At 72.4% G+C, this 18,136-nt stretch carries 19 protein-coding genes and 1 riboswitch; of the genes, 9 read left to right on the top strand and 10 right to left on the bottom strand.

Going from position 1 to position 18,136, the window contains the following annotated elements; all coding sequences use genetic code 11:
• Window positions 1–8: 8 nt before the first annotated feature.
• Window positions 9–368 carry a hypothetical protein gene (locus tag OG352_RS04630; RefSeq protein WP_329214605.1) on the bottom strand — a complete coding sequence of 120 codons (360 nt, stop codon included), beginning with the start codon at window positions 366–368 and terminating at the stop codon, window positions 9–11.
• 2 nt (window positions 369–370) lie between these two features.
• Complete coding sequence (locus tag OG352_RS04635; protein WP_329214607.1) at window positions 371–1,120, bottom strand: LytR/AlgR family response regulator transcription factor; 750 nt, start codon at window positions 1,118–1,120, stop codon at window positions 371–373.
• Between the two features lie 78 nt (window positions 1,121–1,198).
• Here OG352_RS04635 and OG352_RS04640 point away from each other — a divergent pair, with 78 nt between their 5' ends.
• The 6 genes from OG352_RS04640 (at window position 1,199) to OG352_RS04665 (ending at window position 8,790) form a co-directional block, all read left to right on the top strand.
• Complete coding sequence (locus OG352_RS04640; protein ID WP_329214609.1) at window positions 1,199–1,684, top strand: Lrp/AsnC family transcriptional regulator; 486 nt, start codon at window positions 1,199–1,201, stop codon at window positions 1,682–1,684.
• A gap of 197 nt (window positions 1,685–1,881) precedes the next feature.
• A complete protein-coding gene (gene ddaH, locus OG352_RS04645; RefSeq protein ID WP_329223714.1) occupies window positions 1,882–2,694 on the top strand; it encodes a dimethylargininase in 813 nt (270 codons plus the stop codon).
• Window positions 2,691–3,941 carry an ornithine--oxo-acid transaminase gene (gene rocD, locus OG352_RS04650; protein WP_329214611.1) on the top strand — a complete coding sequence of 417 codons (1,251 nt, stop codon included), beginning with the start codon at window positions 2,691–2,693 and terminating at the stop codon, window positions 3,939–3,941. Before ddaH ends, rocD begins: the two co-directional genes overlap by 4 nt.
• A 144-nt stretch (window positions 3,942–4,085) precedes the next feature.
• On the top strand, window positions 4,086–6,530 hold the full coding sequence (locus OG352_RS04655) for a SpoIIE family protein phosphatase (protein ID WP_329214613.1): 2,445 nt from the start codon (window positions 4,086–4,088) through the stop codon (window positions 6,528–6,530).
• 80 nt (window positions 6,531–6,610) lie between these two features.
• Window positions 6,611–7,915, top strand: coding sequence for a PP2C family protein-serine/threonine phosphatase (locus tag OG352_RS04660; protein WP_329214615.1), 1,305 nt, complete (start codon window positions 6,611–6,613; stop codon window positions 7,913–7,915).
• 140 nt (window positions 7,916–8,055) lie between these two features.
• Window positions 8,056–8,790 (top strand): lysophospholipid acyltransferase family protein, encoded by a 735-nt coding sequence (locus OG352_RS04665; RefSeq protein ID WP_329223715.1) that lies wholly within the window; start codon window positions 8,056–8,058, stop codon window positions 8,788–8,790.
• Window positions 8,791–8,880: 90 nt separating this feature from the next.
• On the opposite strand, the gene OG352_RS04670 is transcribed toward OG352_RS04665, so the two are convergent.
• The 8 genes from OG352_RS04670 to OG352_RS04705 all read right to left on the bottom strand — a co-directional run bounded on the left by OG352_RS04670 (window position 8,881) and on the right by OG352_RS04705 (window position 16,037).
• Window positions 8,881–10,482, bottom strand: coding sequence for an alpha/beta hydrolase (locus tag OG352_RS04670; protein ID WP_329214618.1), 1,602 nt, complete (start codon window positions 10,480–10,482; stop codon window positions 8,881–8,883).
• Between the two features lie 120 nt (window positions 10,483–10,602).
• A complete protein-coding gene (locus tag OG352_RS04675) occupies window positions 10,603–11,361 on the bottom strand; it encodes an urease accessory protein UreD (protein WP_329214620.1) in 759 nt (252 codons plus the stop codon).
• Between the two features lies 1 nt (window position 11,362).
• On the bottom strand, window positions 11,363–12,040 hold the full coding sequence (ureG, locus tag OG352_RS04680; protein ID WP_329214622.1) for an urease accessory protein UreG: 678 nt from the start codon (window positions 12,038–12,040) through the stop codon (window positions 11,363–11,365).
• Window positions 12,041–12,100: 60 nt separating this feature from the next.
• Window positions 12,101–12,775 carry an urease accessory protein UreF gene (locus tag OG352_RS04685; protein WP_329214624.1) on the bottom strand — a complete coding sequence of 225 codons (675 nt, stop codon included), beginning with the start codon at window positions 12,773–12,775 and terminating at the stop codon, window positions 12,101–12,103.
• A 43-nt stretch (window positions 12,776–12,818) separates the two neighbouring features.
• Entirely contained in the window at window positions 12,819–14,540 is a 1,722-nt protein-coding gene (locus tag OG352_RS04690; protein WP_329214626.1) for an urease subunit alpha, read from the bottom strand.
• Window positions 14,533–14,844 (bottom strand): urease subunit beta, encoded by a 312-nt coding sequence (locus OG352_RS04695; RefSeq protein ID WP_329214628.1) that lies wholly within the window; start codon window positions 14,842–14,844, stop codon window positions 14,533–14,535. The genes OG352_RS04690 and OG352_RS04695 overlap by 8 nt, the downstream gene beginning before the upstream one ends.
• Before the next feature lie 10 nt (window positions 14,845–14,854).
• Complete coding sequence (locus OG352_RS04700; protein WP_010988499.1) at window positions 14,855–15,157, bottom strand: urease subunit gamma; 303 nt, start codon at window positions 15,155–15,157, stop codon at window positions 14,855–14,857.
• A 601-nt stretch (window positions 15,158–15,758) separates the two neighbouring features.
• The gene (locus tag OG352_RS04705; protein ID WP_329214630.1) at window positions 15,759–16,037 is read right to left on the bottom strand and encodes a type II toxin-antitoxin system Phd/YefM family antitoxin; all 279 of its coding nucleotides are present in this window, start codon (window positions 16,035–16,037) and stop codon (window positions 15,759–15,761) included.
• 81 nt (window positions 16,038–16,118) lie between these two features.
• Between OG352_RS04705 and OG352_RS04710 the strand changes: the two genes are divergently transcribed.
• From OG352_RS04710 to OG352_RS04720, 3 genes are all read left to right on the top strand, one after another.
• Entirely contained in the window at window positions 16,119–16,757 is a 639-nt protein-coding gene (locus OG352_RS04710) for an ATP-dependent Clp protease proteolytic subunit (protein WP_329214632.1), read from the top strand.
• 7 nt (window positions 16,758–16,764) lie between these two features.
• Complete coding sequence (locus tag OG352_RS04715; protein ID WP_329214634.1) at window positions 16,765–17,070, top strand: hypothetical protein; 306 nt, start codon at window positions 16,765–16,767, stop codon at window positions 17,068–17,070.
• 390 nt (window positions 17,071–17,460) lie between these two features.
• A riboswitch (cyclic di-AMP (ydaO/yuaA leader) is annotated at window positions 17,461–17,631 on the top strand.
• A gap of 3 nt (window positions 17,632–17,634) precedes the next feature.
• On the top strand, window positions 17,635–18,108 hold the full coding sequence (locus OG352_RS04720) for a C40 family peptidase (RefSeq protein WP_329214636.1): 474 nt from the start codon (window positions 17,635–17,637) through the stop codon (window positions 18,106–18,108).
• The last annotated feature ends 28 nt before the right edge of the window (window positions 18,109–18,136 follow it).

Genomic DNA, 18,136 nt, shown 5'->3' on the forward strand with positions numbered 1-18,136 from the left:
CGCGGCCGTCATCTGTCCTCGACGAGGCGTATGAAGTCCCGTTCGTTGCGTTCGGCCCGCCGTACGTACCAGCGGGCGAGCAGGACCAGCGGGGCGTAGAGGCAGAAGCCGAGGACCGCCCACTCCAGGCGGTGGGCGTCGGGCAGTGCGGCGAAGAGGAGGGGCAGCGGGCCGACGAGGAGCATGAGGACGGCGAACACCGTGAGGGCGGCGCGCAGTTGGGAGCGCATGAGGGAGCGGACGTAGGTGTGGCCGAGGGTGGTCTGCTCGTCGATCTCGGTGCGCGGTCGGTAGTAGCCGGAGGCGCGGCCGGTGCGGCGGGCGGGGCCGGTGACGACGACGCGGCGCTCGGCGGGGTCCTGCGGCACGGCTACGGCCTCCTCATCAGCAGGTCCCGCAGTTCGCGGGCGTGGCGGCGGCTGACCTGGAGTTCCTCGCCGCCGACCAGGACGCTCACCGTGCCCGCGTCCAGGCGGAGTTCGCCTATGTGGCGCAGGGCGACGAGGTGGCGGCGGTGGATGCGGACGAAGCCGCGGGCGCGCCAGCGCTCCTCCAGGGTGGACAGCGGGATCCGTACGAGGTGGCTGCCGCGGTCGGTGTGCAGTCGGGCGTAGTCGCCCCGGGCCTCGACGTGGGTGATGGCGTCGACGGCGACGAAGCGGGTCACGCCGCCGAGCTCGACGGGCAGGTGGTCCGGGTCGGGTTCGTGCACGGGGACGCGCGGGGCGCTGCCGCGCAGTTCGGCGGCCCGGCGGACGGCCTCGGCGAGGCGTTCCTTGCGGACGGGTTTGAGGACGTAGTCGACGGCCTTGAGGTCGAAGGCCTGGACGGCGAAGTCCTCGTGGGCGGTGACGAAGACGACCAGGGGCGGCCGGGCGAAGCCGGTGAGGAGGCGGGCCAGGTCGAGGCCGTCGAGGCCGGGCATCTGGATGTCGAGGAAGACGACGTCGATGGCCTCGGGGCCGTGCGGGCCGGACTCAAGGGCGCGGTTGATGCGGCGCAGCGCCTCGGTCGCGTCGCCGGCGCCCTCCGCGCTGCCGATCCGGGGATCCGCGGTGAGCAGGTAGAGCAGCTCCTCCAGCGAGGGGCGTTCGTCGTCGACGGCAAGGGCGCGCAGCATGAAGGTGGAGTGTAGGGGCGATCCGCGCCACTGGACATGTGCCGGGGTGTGGACGTGAGCGCTGGATACAGTGCCCCCATGAACAGCGGCCCCGCCTCTTTCGACGATCTCGACCGGAAGATCATCACGGCTCTGATGGCGAACGCCCGGACGAGCTTCGCCGAGATCGGTATGGCCGTCGGTCTGTCGTCGACGGCGGTGAAGCGCCGGGTGGACCGGCTGCGGGACACCGGGGTGATCACCGGGTTCACGGCCACCGTGCAGCCGTCGGCGCTGGGCTGGCGTACGGAGGCGTACGTGGAGGTGTACTGCGAGGGGGCCGCACCGCCCAGGCGCCTCACGGAGGTGGTGCGCAACCATCCGGAGATCACCGCGGCGATGACGGTGACGGGCGGGGCGGACGCGCTGCTGCATGTGCGGGCGCGGGACGTGGAGCACTTCGAGAACGTGCTGGAGCGCATCCGGGCCGAGCCGTTCATCCGGAAGACGATCAGCGTGATGGTGCTGTCGCATCTGCTGCCGGAGAGCCCGGAGGCGGGCGCGACCCAGCACGCTCCCGAATAAACGCGCGAAGACGCAGCAAACCTGCGTTGAGCTGGGAAAGCACGCAGCATTCCTGCGCAGACACGCAATGCTCATTCCTTGTCGTGCGTCGGGGTCAGTTCCTACCTTGGTGTCAACCCTCAGTCGACACCGTAGGAAAAGCGGAGGAACCCTCTGTGCCCGAGCGTGTGACCGATGTGCTCGACCCGCCCGCGGGCGTGTCCGGCAGCCGTGTGCGGCGCCCACGGCGCTTCCTCGTCTGTGAACCCAGACACTTCGCCGTGCAGTACGCGATCAACCCCTGGATGCGTCCCGACGCCCCCGTGGACGTCGACCTGGCCCAGGCCCAGTGGCGGACGCTGATCAGCGCCTACCGTGCCCACGGCCACACCGTGGACGTCGTGGAGCCGGCCCCCGGCCTGCCCGACATGGTCTTCGCCGCGAACTCGGCGGTCGTCGTGGCGGGCCGGGTCTTCGGGTCGCTCTACCACGCGCCCCAGCGGCGGCCCGAGTCCGTCCACTACGACACCTGGTTCAAGGCGGCCGGGTACGACGTCCACCGGCCCGAGTCGGTCTGTGAGGGCGAGGGCGACCTCGTGTGGACGGGCCGGTACGTGCTGGCCGGCACGGGTTTCCGCACGACCCGGGAGGCGCACCGGGAGGTGCAGGAGTTCTTCGGGCACCCGGTGATCAGCCTGACGCTGGTGGACCCGCACTTCTACCACCTGGACACGGCGTTGTTCGTCCTGGACGACGACAACGTCTCCTACTACCCCGAGGCGTTCTCGGCCGGCAGCCGGGAGGTGCTGGCCCGGCTGTATCCGGACGCGGTGCTCGCCACCCGCGACGACGCGATGGCGCTGGGCCTGAACTCGGTCTCCGACGGCCGTCACGTCTTCATCGCCCCCCGGGCCGAGGCCCTCGCCTCGCGGCTCGCCGAGCGCGGTTATGTCCCCGTCCCCGTCGACCTCTCCGAGTTCCTGAAGGCCGGTGGTGGCATCAAGTGCTGCACGCAGGAGATCCGTTCATGACCGCACCCGTCGTCCCCGCGCCGTCCGTCCCCGCCCTCACGCGTTCCTCCGCCGACCTGATCCGTGCCGAGGAGCCCGTCCTCGCGCACAACTACCATCCGCTGCCCGTGGTCGTCGCGCGCGCCGAGGGCACCTGGGTGGAGGACGTCGAGGGCCGCCGCTACCTCGATCTGCTGGCCGGCTACTCGGCCCTCAACTTCGGCCACCGGCACCCCCTGCTGGTCGCGGCCGCCCACCGCCAGCTCGACCGCCTCACCCTCACCTCCCGCGCCTTCCACAACGACCGCCTGGCCGAATTCGCCGAGCGGCTCGCGGAGTTGACCGGCCTGGACATGGTCCTGCCGATGAACACGGGCGCGGAGGCGGTCGAGACGGGCATCAAGGTGGCCCGCAAGTGGGCGTACGACGTGAAGGGCGTCCCGGCCGACCGGGCGACGATCGTGGTCGCCGCCGAGAACTTCCACGGCCGTACGACGACGATCGTGAGCTTCTCCACGGACGAGACGGCCCGGGCGGGCTTCGGCCCGTTCACACCGGGGTTCAGGATCGTCCCGTACAACGACCTGGCCGCACTGGAGGCCGCCGTAGACGAGACGACGGCGGCGGTGCTGATCGAGCCGATCCAGGGCGAGGCCGGCGTCGTCATCCCCGACGACGGCTATCTGGCCGGGGTGCGGGAGCTGACCCGGCGGCGGAACTGTCTGTTCGTCGCGGACGAGATCCAGTCCGGGCTGGGGCGGACCGGACGGACGCTGGCCGTGGAGCACGAAGGGGTCGTCCCCGACGTCCTGCTGCTGGGCAAGGCGCTCGGCGGCGGGATCGTGCCCGTCTCGGCGGTGGTGGCGCGGCGCGAGGTGCTGTCGGTGCTGCGGCCTGGCGAGCACGGGTCGACGTTCGGCGGCAATCCGCTGGCCGCGGCGGTCGGCACGGCGGTGGTGGAGCTGCTGGAGACGGGCGAGTTCCAGCGCCGGGCGGCCGAGCTGGGCCTCGTCCTGCGGGACGGGCTGACCGGGCTGGTCGGCAAGGGCGTCGTCGGTTTCCGGGCGCGCGGGCTGTGGGCGGGCGTCGACGTCGACCCGGCGCTCGGCACGGGCCGCGAGGTGAGCGAGCGCCTCATGCGGGAAGGGGTCCTGGTCAAGGACACCCACGGCTCGACCATCCGGCTGGCCCCACCCCTGACGATCACCGCCGAGGAACTGACGTCGGCCCTGGCGACGTTGGAGCGGGTGCTGACGCGCGGGGCCTGAGGGGCCTGAGGGACCCGCCCTCGTCGGGGAGCCGTCCGGGAACCGCCGCTGAGGTTCCCGGGTGGCTCAGGGCACAGTTGTGCAGGCGGGGTGAAGATTGTGTCGGGAGGTGGTAGACCACTCTCAGCGACAGAGAGGCCGACCGTGGGCACACACGACGAGGACGACGTTGCCCGCCGGCGGTTCGACGTGGCGGACGCCGCCCCGCTGCTGCTCGACGCGGGCGGTGCGGTCAGGGGCTGGACCCGGGACGCCGCACGGCTGCTGGGGTATCCGACCGGCGAGGCGGTGGGCAAGGGGCTGGCCGGGCTGCTGACCCGGGCGGACGCCGGGCGCGTGCCGGACGTCCTGGAGCGGTGCCGTCGGGACGGCGGCTGGGCCGGACTGCTGTCGGCCCGCCGCGGCGACGGCCGGCCGATCCCGGTCATGGCCCGGATCACCTCGGCCGACGAACCCGGCGGCCCGGCCCGCTGGCTGGTCCTGCTGAACGAGATGGGCGACGCCCCCGGCTGGAGCATGAGCCGCCCCGTGCTGGAGAAGATGGTGGGCGGCTCGCCGATCGGCATCGCCATCGTGGACACCGGCCTGCGCTTCGTGTGGTCGAACGAGGCACTCGCCCGCTTCGGCGGCGGCCCGCCGAAGCAGCGGCTGGGCCTGCGGCTCGCGGACGTCCAGCCGGGTCTGGACTCCGAGGCGATCGAGGCGCAGATGCGGCGGGTGCTGGCGAGCGGGGAGCCCGTCGTCGGGTACGAGCACGTGGGGCACCTGCGGACCTCGCCGTACCGGGAGACGGCGCACATGCTGTCGTTCACCCGGCTCGACGACGACCACGGCCATCCGATCGGCGTCTACTACACCGTCGTGGACATGACCGACCGGCACCGCGCCCGGCAGCGGCTCGCGCTGCTGGACCGGGCCGGCCGCACCATCGGCCGCACCCTGGACATCGGCCGGACCGCGCAGGAGCTGGCCGACGTGGCCGTGCCGGGGTTCGCCGACGTCGTCACCGTGGACCTGCTGGAGCCGGTGCTGCGGGGCGCGGAGCCCGCGCCGGGGCGGGCGGCGGACGGGCCCGAGGACACCGTCACCCTGCGCCGGGCGGGCCGGCGGAGGGCCGGGGCCGACGGTCCCGACGACGTCACCGGCGCCCCCGAGGTCGTGTACCGGGCCGACTCGCCCCCGGCGCGCTGTCTGGTCACCGGGCGGCCCTGGCGGGCCGAGCGGCGCACCGAGGAGTGGGGCCCGCTGCCGGCCGCCGAGCCGGAGCCGCCCAGCGTCCTGGTGGTGCCGGTGCGGGCGCGGGGCACCACCCTGGGCGTCACCACGTTCCTGCGGTGCCACCGGCGCGAGCCCTTCGGCGAGGACGACCTGGCCCTCGCCGAGGACCTCGTCTCGCGGGCGGCCGTCTGCGTGGACAACGCCCGCCGCTACACCCGCGAGCGCGACGCGGCCCTGGTCCTCCAGCGCAACCTGCTCCCCCGCCGGCTGCCCGGACAGGACGCGGTCGAGGTGGCCGCCTGCTACCGGCCGGCCGACGAGCTGACCGGCCTCGGCGGGGACTGGTACGACCTGATCCCGCTGTCGGGCGCGCGGGTGGCGCTGGTCGTCGGCGAGGTGCCCGGGCACGGCATCGACGCCGCCGCGGCCATGGGGCGGGTACGGACCGCGGTGCGCACCCTCGCCGCCCTGGACCTGCCGCCCGCCGAGATCCTCGCGCACCTCGACGACCTGGTCGCCCGCATGGACCACGAGGAGGGCGTGGCAGCGGCGACGGAGGCGGAGGACGGGCCCGGTAATGAGACGCAGGCCGTGGGGTCGGCGTGCGTGTACGTCGTCTACGACCCCGTCGACGGGCGGTGCGCGATGGCCGCCGCCGGGCACCCCGCCCCGGCCGTGGTGCTGCCCGACGGCACGGTCTCGTTCGTCGAGCTGCCCCAGGGGCCGCCGCTCGGCGTGGGCGGGCCGCCGTTCGAGGCGGCCGAGGTGACCCTGCCGGAGGGCAGCACGCTCGCGCTGCACACGGACGGGCTGCTGGCCCAGGGCGAGGACTGGGCGCTGGACACCGGCCGGGAGCGGCTGCGGCTGGCCCTGGAGCGGCCGTCGGACACCCTCGACCTGCGCTGCCTGGCGGTGATCGACGCGCTCGTCCCGGCCCGGCCGCACGACGACGTGGCCCTGCTGATGGCCCGCACCCGCCGCCTGCCGGCCGACCGGGTCGCCGACTGGGAGCTGCCCGCCGACCCGGCGGCGGTCGCCGAGGCCCGTAAGACCGCGAGCCGCCGGCTGGCGGAGTGGGGGCTCTCCGACCTGTCGTTCACCACCGAGCTGATCGTGAGCGAGCTGGTCACCAACGCCATCCGGTACGCCACCGGGCCGATCCGACTGCGGCTGATCCGTGAGCGCACCCTCGTCTGCGAGGTCTTCGACGGCGGCGCCACCGCACCCCACCTGCGCCATCCGCGCACCACCGACGAGGGCGGCCGCGGACTGCTGCTGGTCTCCCAGGTCAGCCAGCGGTGGGGCACCCGCTTCCTCCCCGAAGGGAAGATCATCTGGGCCGAGCAGTCGCTCACGGATCCCGGCGTCTGACCCTGCGCTCGCCCTACACCCGCCCCATTCATCGCATCACATGAGAAAATGACGCAAGACCGGCGGATGGGGCGCGAGCCATGAACGACACGGCGATCGACTACGCGGCGGTGTTCCAGGCCCTGCCGGGCATGGTGGCGCTGCTGACGCCCGAGCTGGTGTACGCGGACGCCAACCAGGAGTTCCTGCGCGTGACGGGCCGCAAGCGCGAGCAGATGATCGGCCGGCATCTCTTCGACGTCTTCCCCGACAACCCCAACGACCAGACGGCGAGCGGCATGCGCAACCTGGAGGCCTCGCTGCGCCGGGTGCTGGCCACCGGCGAGCGGGACACCATGGCGCTCCAGCGCTACGACGTCGAGTCGGTCGAGCGCCCCGGCGAGTGGGACGAGCGCTACTGGAGCCCGGTGAACGCGCCGGTGCACGGCCCGGACGGGTCGGTGGTGCTGCTGGTGCACCGGGTGGAAGAGGTCACCGAGCTGATCCGGGCCCGCGGCCGACGCGGGCCGGGCGGAGCGGGCGGGAGCGGGGCCGGCGGGAGCGGGGGTGGAGCAGGCGGGAGCGGGGATGGAGCGCGGGCCGGCAGCCGGGGCCGCGTGCTGGAGGCCGAGCTGTACACCCGCGCGCGTGAGCTGCAGGAGCTCAACGAGCGGCTGCGGCTGGCGCACGCCCGGGAGCGCGAGGTCGCGCTCGCCCTTCAGGAGGCGATGCTGCCGGCCCGCCGCCAGGCCGGACACCACCGGGCGGCCGTGCGCTACCGGCCGGCGGTCGGCGCGCTCAACGTGTGCGGGGACTGGTACGACCTGGTCGACCTCGTCGGCGGCAACCGGATGGGCGTGTCGGTGGGCGACGTTGTCGGGCACGGCCTGGAGGCGGCCGGGGTGATGGGCCAGTTGCGCAGCGCGCTCAGCGCGGCCTCCCGGGTCGCCGAGGGCCCGGCCGAGGCGCTGAACGTCCTCGGGCGGTACGCGAACGTCGTGGACGGCGCCGAGTCGGCCACCGCGGTGACCACGTTCATCGACTTCGACCACCACACCATCACCTACAGCAGCGCCGGGCACCCGCCGCCGGTGCTCGTCCACGCCGACGGCCGCGTGGAGTTCCTCGACCGCGCCACCGACCCCCCGCTGGACGCCCGCCCCACCCCGGTCCCCCGCCCCGAGGCCCGCACCACCTACGACGACGGCGCCACCCTCGCCCTCTACACCGACGGGCTGGTGGAACGCCGCCACGAGGACATCGACACCGGCGTCAACCGCCTCGCCGAAGCCCTCGCCCGCCACCGCGAAGCCGACCCCGAGACCCTCGCCGACGCCGTCCTCCTGGAACTCCTGCCCCCCGGCGGCGCAACCGACGACACGGCCCTGGTCGTCGTACGGCTGTGACGACGGGGACGCGGCGCGGGGCCGGTTCGGCGCTGTTTCGGGTGCGGGTGGCTGCCCCTACACTGACAGCCCACACCATGCCGGTTGACCTGCTGGAACACGGCCGCGAGCCGATCCGCCGGACACGAGGAGCGACTCCTTTGTTCTACTACCTCCTGAAATACGTGGTGTTGGGGCCGCTGCTGCGCCTGCTCTTCCGCCCTCGTATAGAAGGCCTGGAGCATGTGCCGGACTCGGGAGCCGCCATCGTCGCGGGCAACCATCTGTCGTTCGCGGACCACTTCCTGATGCCGGCGATCCTCAAGCGCCGCATCACCTTCCTCGCGAAGGCCGAGTACTTCACGGGCCCCGGCATCAAGGGCCGGCTGACGGCGACCTTCTTCCGCAGCGCGGGGCAGATCCCGGTCGACCGCTCCGGCAAGGACGCGGGGCAGGCCGCGATCCGCGAGGCCCTCGGGGTGCTCGGCGAGGACGAGTTGCTCGGCATCTACCCGGAGGGCACCCGCTCGCACGACGGCCGCCTCTACAAGGGCAAGGTCGGCGTCGCGGTGATGGCGCTGAAGGCCCAGGTGCCGGTGATCCCCTGCGCGATGATCGGCACCTTCGAGGCACAGCCGCCCGGCAAGGTGATCCCGACCCTGCACCCCGTGAAGATCCGCTTCGGCGAGCCCCTCGACTTCTCGCGCTACCTCGGCATGGAGAACGAGAAGGCGGTGCTGCGCGCGATCACCGACGAGATCATGTACGCGATCCTGATGCTGTCCGAGCAGGAGTACGTGGACCAGTACGCGGCCGTCGCCAAGGCGGAGGAGGCCGCGGCCAAGGCGGCGAAGGCGGAGAAGGAACGCAAGTTCCCCCGGTTACCACTGCGTTGACGCCGGAAGAGTTGACAGTCCGTCAAAAAACTTGAGGGGCGGCCGGATTGCTCCGGTCGCCCCTCTCTGCTGTCGCCCTGCGGGCGACGGTTACGGCTTGGGTATGGCGTGCGGCGCGCAGGTCACGTCCGCGGTGTCCAGCTTGCCGGTGAGGAGGTAGGCGTCCACCCGCGTGTTGATGCAGGTGTTGACCAGGCCGGTGACCCCGTGGGAGCCGGCGCCCTTCTCGGTGATCAGGCGCGAGCCCTTGAACCGCTTGTGCAGTTCGACGGCGCCGTCGTACGGGGTGGCCGCGTCATTCGTGGACTGCACGATCATCACCGGCGGCAGGCCCTTGTGGGTCTTGACCTCCACCGGGGTCTGCTGCTTGACCGGCCAGGTGGCGCACGGCAGGTTCATCCAGGCGTTGGCCCAGGTCATGAACGGGTGGCTCTTGTGGAGCGCCGTGTTGTCCCGGTCCCACTTCGTCCAGCTGGTGGGCCACTTGGCGTCGGTGCACTCGACGGCCGTGTAGACGGCGTTGCCGTTCTCCGAGGCGATGTTGCCGGCCTTGTCCGTCAGATCGGGGGCGGCGGCGTCGACGAGGGCCTTGGTGTCCCCGGCGAAGTACTTGCTGAAGACCGTGGCGACCGGGACCCACGAGGAGTCGTAGTACGGGGCGCTCTGGAAGAAGGAGATCAGCTCGGCCGGGCCGACGACCCCGCCGAGGGGCTTCTTCTTCGCGGCGGCACGCAGGGTGAGCCACTTGGCCTGGACGGCGGCGCGGGTCTTGCCGAGGTGGAAGGTCGCGTCGTTGGCGGCGACCCAGTCCTGCCAGTTGTTCCAGCGGCCCTCGAAGGCGACGTCCTGGTCGAGGTTGGCCTCGTACCAGATCTTCTCGCGGGAGGGGTTGACCACGCTGTCGACGATCATGCGGCGCACGTGGCCCGGGAACATGGACCCGTAGACGGCGCCGAGGTAGGTGCCGTAGGAGACGCCCAGGAAGTTGAGCTTCTTCTCGCCGAGGGCGGCCCGGATGACGTCCAGGTCGCGGACGGTGTTCCGCGTGGTCATCTGCGCGAGCACGGCCTTGCCGGTGCGCTCGGCGCACCCCTGCGCGTACGCGCGGGCGAGCTTGCGCTGGGCGCGCTTGTCGGCCGCGTTGCTCGGGACCGGGTCGGCCTTGGGCGCCTTGACGAACTCCTGCGGGTCGGCGCAGGAGATGGGCGCGGAGTGGCCGACGCCGCGCGGGTCGAAGCCCACGAAGTCGTAGGCCTTGGCCACGTTGGTCCACAGGGGGGCCTTGGTGGTCACGCGGCGCGGGAAGCGCATCCCGGAGCCGCCGGGGCCGCCGGGGTTGTAGACGAGCGCGCCCTGGCGCTGCTTGGCCGTGCCCGTGTTGCCGATGCGGTCGACGGCGATCTTGATCTTCTTGCCGTTGGGCCTGGCGTAGTCGAGCGGCACGGTGACCCAGCCGCACTGGATCGGCTTCTCGAGACCCCAGTCGGCGGGGCAGTCCTGCCAGTTGATGCCGGCCTTGGCGGCCAGCTCCGCGGCGAGCGCGGCGCCGCGCGTCTCGCGGTCCTGCCCCGAACGGCCGCTGGTCGCGCTCGCGGTGGGCGCCGCGACGGCACCTGCGAGCAGCGTCGCGGCGACGAGCACGCCGGCCGATCCGAGCGCGGCGGTCCGCTTGTTCGGTCGTATGTCCCTCAAGTGGGCACTCCCCCTACATGGTTAACGGTCAGTAGGGGGATCTTCGCGGCTGTGAGGTGCCTGAGAACAGGTGTCGTTGACCTTCTTTGCCAATCCGATAACCGGAGAGGAACATACCGCTCACCGGATGCCGAGCACGGCGAGCGCCTCGTCCAGCGCGCGGCGCAGCCGCAGCCCGTCGGGCGCGACGGCGGTGACGAGGGCGGCGGGCCCGGCCAGCGGCATGACACAGGCGTACTCCCCGACCATCCGGGACGCCACCGCCTGCGCGGCGAACTCCGGCCGCACGAGGACGAGTTGCCCCACGGCGCGGTGTCCCGCGAGTACGGCGGGCCCGTCCCAGCCGCCGGGCGCACCGGGCCCGCAGGCCAGTTCCTGGTCGAGGACGACCCGTCCCGCGACCCGCACGGCCAGCCGGCTGGTGAGCCGGCCGGGTTCCTCCCCGACCCGCCCGAGCACCTGCTCCTCGCGCAGCACGAGCCGGGCCCCGGCGTCGAGGCCGACCCGGGTGGTGACGTACAGGTCGCTGCCCCTGGCGGAGATCAACTGCTCGGGCAGCCAGTGCAGTTCGCCGTCGCCCTCGACGGTGAGGCGGACGTCGTAGTGGGCCTCGTCCTTCACCTGTCCGGGCAGCGCGATGGTGGCGGCGGCCGATCCGACGTGCAGCCGGGCGCCGTGTTCGACGGCCGCCTCCACGGCGAAGCGGTCGCCGCCGAGGGGTCCGCTCATCGCCCCGACGAGCACGACACGCGCCTCGCCGCCATGGGCCCGGGTGCGGCGCAGCGCGAGCGGCCCGTCGCTCTCCAGCACGGGCAGGGAGGTGCCTCCGCGGCCGTCGTCCCGTGCCCGGATCCGCGCGGTGGCGTGCACACCGCCCACGTCACGCCGTCCAGGCGGCGAGCTGCGCCCGCACCCACGCGGCGACGTCCGTCACGCCGCTGTCGCCGCGCAACGACTGGAAGACGACGGGGAGTTCGGCGCGCTGGGCCTTGGCGTCGGCGGCCATCCGGGCGAGGTCGGAGCCGACGTACGGCGCGAGGTCGGTCTTGTTGACGACGAGCAGGTCGGCGGTGGTGACGCCGGGCCCGCCCTTGCGCGGGATGTCGTCCCCGCCGGCGACGTCGATCACGAAGATCTGCGCGTCGACGAGCCCCTTGGAGAAGGTGGCGGTGAGGTTGTCCCCGCCGGACTCGACCAGGACGAGATCGAGCGGCCCGACGGCGTCCTCCAGATCCTCCACGGCCTCGAGGTTGGCGGAGATGTCGTCCCGGATCGCGGTGTGCGGGCAGGCGCCCGTCTCGACGGCGGTGATCCGCTCGGGCGGCAGCACGGCCTCCCGCAGCAGGAACTCGGCGTCCTCGCGCGTGTAGATGTCGTTCGTGACGACGGCCAGCGCCAATGTGTCCCGCAGCTCCCGGCAGAGCGCGGCCACGGTCGCGGTCTTCCCGGACCCGACGGGCCCACCGAGCCCGATCCGCATCGCCCGCCGCGAACCGTCGGCGCGTCGAGCGTCGGCGCCGACCGCGGCCGGGCCGTCGTGGGAGTGGTCAAGATGCATGCTGCGGCTCCTGTTCCAACATGTCTCGCGGAAGGGGTTCTTGAGGGGCTGGGACAGGTCCTAGGAGGCGAACAGGCGTACCGGCCATGCCGCATGCACCTCCGCCCCGATCTCCAGCAGCGGCGCGGACGCCGCGGGCAGCGCGTCGACGCCGGCCGTCGACACGGCGGCCCCCGCCGTCACCGCCCGGTCGACCACCCGGTCCAGCTCCGGTGCCAGCCGGGCCAGTGCCGCCGTCGCCTCGAACGGGTCCAGGCTCAGCAACCGCACCACGGCCGTCGCCGGTCCGCTCACGCTCTCGTAGACCGCGCAGTACGCCGCGTCCTCCGCCCCGAGACCGGCCGCCCGCGCGGTCAGGCCCAACACCACCGGCTGGTGGGCGCCCTTGGGGAACTCCCGTGCCAGGGCCTCCAGTTCGGGACTCGGCCAGGTCGACCGGGCGGCCCGCACGAGTTGCCGGCCCAGTCTGCGGGCGGCCACCCGCAACGCCGGGGACGGCGTGCGGGCGTCCGCCGCCGCGTCCAGTTCCACCGGGTCCGCCCCGGCGGCCGCCGCCGCGGCCAGCGCCGCGGCGACCAGTCCCGCCGTGTACAGCCGACCCCGGCAGAAGGCCTCCAGGCTCGCCGCACCGGTGATCCGTCCGGCCTTGACGGCCTCCTCCGCCCCGCCGGAGTGCGCGTGCCCGCCTGCGGGGAAGCGGCCGTCGGCCAGGACCAGGAGCGCCGCCCTGCCCATCACCGACCGCCCATCGAGAACGTATCCACCGAGAACGTGCCCATCAGAACAGGAAGTAGCGCTGGGCCATGGGCAGTTCGGCGGCCGGAGTCGCCTCGACGAGCTCCCCGTCGATGTGCACGGCGAAGCTGTCCGGGTCGACCTGGACGCGCGGCCGGGCGTCGTTCTCCCGCATGTCCGCCTTGGTCACCCCCCGCGTGGACTCGATGGCGACGAACCGTTTCCCCAACTGCAGCCGCTCCGGGAGCCCGTCCTCGATCGCGAGGGGCGCCACGAAGTTGAACGAGTTCGAGGCGGGCGCCCGGCCGATCGCGCCGAACATCGGGCGCGGCAGGATCGGCTGCGGGGTCGGGATCGAGGCGTTGGCGTCGCCCATCTGCGCGTACGCGATCTGCCCGCCCTTGATGACGAGGTGCGGCTTGACGCCGAAGAACGCCGGCTCCCACAGCACCAGGTCGGCGAGCTTGCCGCCCTCGACCGAGCCGATCTCGCGGGCCAGGCCCTGCGCGAGCGCCGGGTTGATCGTGTACTTGGCGACGTAGCGCCGTACGCGGTGGTTGTCCGCCCGGCCGTCGCCGGGCAGCGCGCCCCTGCGTCGCTTCATCACGTGCGCCGTCTGCCAGGTCCGCATGATGACCTCGCCGACCCGGCCCATGGCCTGCGCGTCGGAGGAGATGATCGAGATCGCGCCCAGGTCGTGCAGGACGTCCTCGGCCCCGATCGTCGACGGCCGGATCCGGGACTCGGCGAACGCCAGGTCCTCCGGGACCGCCGCGTTGAGGTGGTGGCACACCATCAGCATGTCGAGGTGTTCCTCGGCGGTGTTCACCGTGTACGGCCGCGTCGGGTTCGTCGAACTCGGCAGCACGTGCGGCTCCGATACGACGGTCATGATGTCCGGCGCGTGCCCGCCGCCCGCACCCTCGGTGTGGTACGCGTGAATCCCCCGGCCCGCGATCGCGGCGAGGGTGTCGCCCACGAATCCGGCCTCGTTGAGGGTGTCCGTGTGGATCGCGACCTGGATGCCCGTCCGGTCGGCGACGGTCAGCGAGGCGTCGATGACGGCCGGGGTCGAGCCCCAGTCCTCGTGCAGCTTCAGGCCGAGCGCCCCGCCCCGGATCTGCGACAGCATCGCGCCCTGCGAGACGGTGTTGCCCTTGCCGAGGAACCCGATGTTCAGCGGGTACTGCTCCATCGCCTCCAGCATGCGCGCGAGGTGCCAGGGGCCCGGCGTCACGGTGGTCGCCTTCGAGCCCTCGGCCGGTCCGGTGCCGCCGCCGACCAGCGTCGTGACGCCCGCGGACAGCGCCTCGTCGGCGATCTGCGGGCAGATGAAGTGGACGTGCGCGTCGACCGCGCCGGCCGTCAGGATCCGCCCGTTGCCGGCGATGATCTCGGTCTCCGGGCCGATGACCAGGTCCGGGTGGACGCCGTCCATCGTGTCGGGATTGCCCGCCTTGCCGATGCCGGTGATCCGCCCGTCGCGGATGCCGACGTCGGCCTTCACCACACCCCAGTGGTCGACGATGACCGCGCCGGTGATGACGGTGTCGGGCGTGCCGTCCGCGCGCGTGGCGCGCGACTGCCCCATGGACTCACGGATGACCTTGCCGCCGCCGAAGACCGCCTCCTCACCGGCGAGACCGGGGCCGCCGCAGCGATCCTCCTCGATCTCGATCAGCAGGTCGGTGTCGGCGAGCCGGATGCGGTCGCCGGTCGTCGGGCCGAACAGGTCGGCGTACGCGGCACGGGAGATCTCAGGCATCGAGGGCACCTCCGGTCTCCCCGCGCAGACCCGGCACGACACGGGCGCCGGCGAGGGGGACGAGTTCGACGTCGACGGGGATCCCGGGCTCGAACCGCACGGCGGTGCCGGCGGAGACGTTCAGCCGCTTGCCGCGCGCGGCGGCGCGGTCGAAGTCCAGGCCCGGGTTGGCCTCGGCGAAGTGGTAGTGGGAGCCGACCTGGACGGGCCGGTCGGCGGCGTTGAGGACGGTGAGCCGGGTGACCTCGCGGCCCTCGTTGTACACGACAGGCTCGTCCGCGAAGAGGATCTCGCCGGGAATCATCGAGGCCCCCTCAGACGATCGGGTCGTGGACGGTGACGAGCTTGGTGCCGTCCGGGAAGGTGGCCTCGACCTGGACGTCGTGGATCATCTCGGGGATGCCCTCCATGACGTCGTCGCGGGTGAGCAGCTTGCGGCCGGAGGACATGAGCTCGGCGACCGTACGGCCGTCACGCGCGCCTTCGAGGATGTGCGACGTGATGAGGGCCACGGCCTCCGGGTGGTTGAGCTTGAGCCCACGGGCCCGACGCTTCTCGGCGACGTCGGCCGCCACGTGGATCAGCAGCCTCTCCTGCTCGTGCGGAGTCAGTTGCACGTCCCACCTCACATCCTCGCTCCGGACCGTGCGGGGCCCGGTTGCCGCGGCCACGAGGAAAAGCCCCTGGTGGCATGGACCGGCAGGCTAGTTGGGCCGCATTTCAGGCAAGTTAACCGAGCTGTGATCGATTCAGACCCCCCGACACCGGACCGACCCGGCCGGAAGAGCGACTACGGGGCGACGAGGCCCGGCACGACGGCGATCACCGTTCAGCGTGCGGCGCGCCGTCGAGGATCCGGCGGCGGCCGGTGTCGAGGCGGGCCCGGGATACGCCCGGCTCGCCCCCGCCCGCACCGCGGCGACGTGGAGCAGTGGAGCGGCAGGCCGGGGGCGACCACCGTGCCGTATACGGTCCAGTCCTCGGCGATCCCCTCACGCGGCAGGCAACGGCACCCGGCACAGACGGTGGACGTCGCCGCGCCCGTCCCATCGACCGACCCAGCGGCGCGGCCCTCAGCGCGAGCGTGCTCCCGCCGGGCCTCGCCGGGGTCGCGGGCCGGCTCAGCGGTGAGCCGCCCCGCTCGAGCCGCGTTCGGCCGACGCGCCCAGGCCGACCGCCGAGGCACAGGAGCCGCCCCGGCCCGCGTCACCTCCGTGCCTACGACGGGCTCGCCCCCCGGTGTTCTGCCGTGATCCCGAACCGGTGTTGTTCGCGGGGAGCGGACGCGACCTCGCGGACCGCGGCGACCGCGCTGATCACCGGCTGCTCCGCGGGCCGGTCCAGTTCGTCGAGTCGCTCCAGGTCGGCGGCGGAGACGAGGGCGACGAGGGGCTTGCCGTGCCGGGTCACGACGACGCGCTCACCGCCGTACACCACGCGGTTGATCAGGTCGGCGAGCTCAGCCCTGGCTTGCGTCACCGGAATCTCGTAGGCCATACCCCCATTCTAACGTCACGTACATCCTGTACATTTTTTACAGATGCGCCAGACGCAGCAGGCGCAGAAGGAGGGGCTCCCATGAACCGATCACCGTCCGCCCGCCATGTCCTGCCCGAGTTCACCGAACGCACGAGCTTCGGGCACCGGACGATGGATCCGTACTCGAAGCTGCTGGAGGAGCGGATCGTCTTTCTGGGGACGCCGGTCGACGACATCGCGGCGAACAACGTGATGGCCCAGTTCATGTACCTGGAGCACAAGGACCCGGACCGGGACATCGCGCTGTACATCAACTCCCCGGGCGGCTCGTTCAGCGCGATGACGGCCCTGTACGACACGATCCGGTACGTCACCTGCGACGTGGCGACGACCTGCCTGGGCCGGGCGGACTCGTCCGCCGCGGTGCTGCTGGCGGCGGGTGCGCCGGGCAAGCGGTTCGCGCTGCCGGGCGCGCGGATGACGATCCGCCAGCCGTCGCTGCCCGAGCCCGTCGAGGGGCAGGCCAGCGATCTCGTCATCGAGGCGGACGAGCTGTTGCGCACCCGGGCCACCCTGGAGGAGATGCTCGTACGGCACACCGGGCGCACTCCGGAGCAGGTGACCGCGGACATGGAGCGGGACAAAGTCCTCACCGCCCAGGAGGCCGTGGAGTACGGCCTGGTGGACGAGATCATCTCCAGCCGCAAGACCTCGGCCGGCGCGCCGGACGGGAGGTGAGCCGCCGATGGTGCCCGAACTGCCGCCGCTGCCCGCGCTGACCCGGGCCGAGGCCGAGCTGATCGACGGCTACCTCGACGTCGTCGACCTGCTGGGCCGGATCAACCCCGCCCACCACGGGGACACGTACCGCGGACTGCGCGCCGCCCAGGCGCTGGTGAGCAAGGCGACCGCGCTGCGCGACGCGCTGACGCTGATGCACCAGCGGGGCGAGAGCGAGCTGCACGCGCCGACGCTCGCGCGGGCGCTGCGCGTCCTCGACGGGGAGCGTCGCACGGCGCGCGTCACGGTCCCTCCGCTCTCCGACAGTTGACACGGCCCGCCTCCGGGCCGGACGGCCCGCGCCCCGCGCGTGTCGTGCGGCCCGGAGTTGAAACGGACCAGTCGAGGTACCCCCGTACGGCGTAGCGTGCGCTGCCTCCGCAGGCCGGTCGAGGTTGCGCAAAAGAGAACGATTCGGGCGGAATTATAGGCTCCGCCGCTGGTCCGGGGCCCTTTGGCGACCTTTGACGACCTTGACACCTGATCGGCCATCAGGGTGTCCACCCGAACGGGTGAGTGGTGAGTAACCCCACAAATCCCCGGTTCCATTGGGTTTTTCGGACATCGGTGAGTCAAGATCCCTGACTGACGACAAGCCCCCGCCACAAGAGGCGGGGCGGTCCGGGCGGACGCCGAGTCCTGCCGCCTCCCGGATGACCGGTCGACAGAAGTGCATCGGCAGGAGTGGAGGACCCAAGCACGACGGGTCGCCGGAACGGTCACGCCATGACCGGGCCGAGCAGCCCTTGGGGTGAAGCCGCGTCAGCGGCCGGGCAACTTCGCCAGCCCGAATCCGACAGGTCATCCTTCACAGGCGGCTGACGAAGGGTTGCGCATGACTGCGCTCAATCGTGTCCCGTCGCTCATGGTCCGGGCCGGTACGGCCTCGGCTTTCGCCATCGCCGCCGTGGGCGGCTCGGTCGTGGTCCCGGGGCTCGCCACCGACGCCGCGGCCGCCACACCGGCGACGAAGGCGCTCCAGATCGCGGCATCGAAGAAGGGTGCCCCGTACAAGTACGGAGCCACAGGGCCGAAGAGGTTCGACTGCTCAGGGCTCACGCTGTACTCGTACAAGAAGGCGGGCAAGAGCCTGCCTCGGACGGCGGCCCAGCAGTACAACAAGACGAAGCACATCTCGGCGTCCGGCCGTAAGGCGGGCGACCTGGTGTTCTTCCACTCGGGTTCGAACGTGTACCACGTCGGGATCTACGCGGGCAGCGGCAAGATCTGGCACTCGCCGAAGACCGGAGACGTGGTGAAGCTGCAGAAGATCTGGACCAAGAGCGTCTGGTACGGCCGGGTCCGCTAGGCCCGCCGAACCTCTCGCGGCGGTGCCG

The sequence above is a fragment of the Streptomyces sp. NBC_01485 genome (genome assembly GCF_036227125.1).
GTDB lineage: Bacteria > Actinomycetota > Actinomycetes > Streptomycetales > Streptomycetaceae > Streptomyces.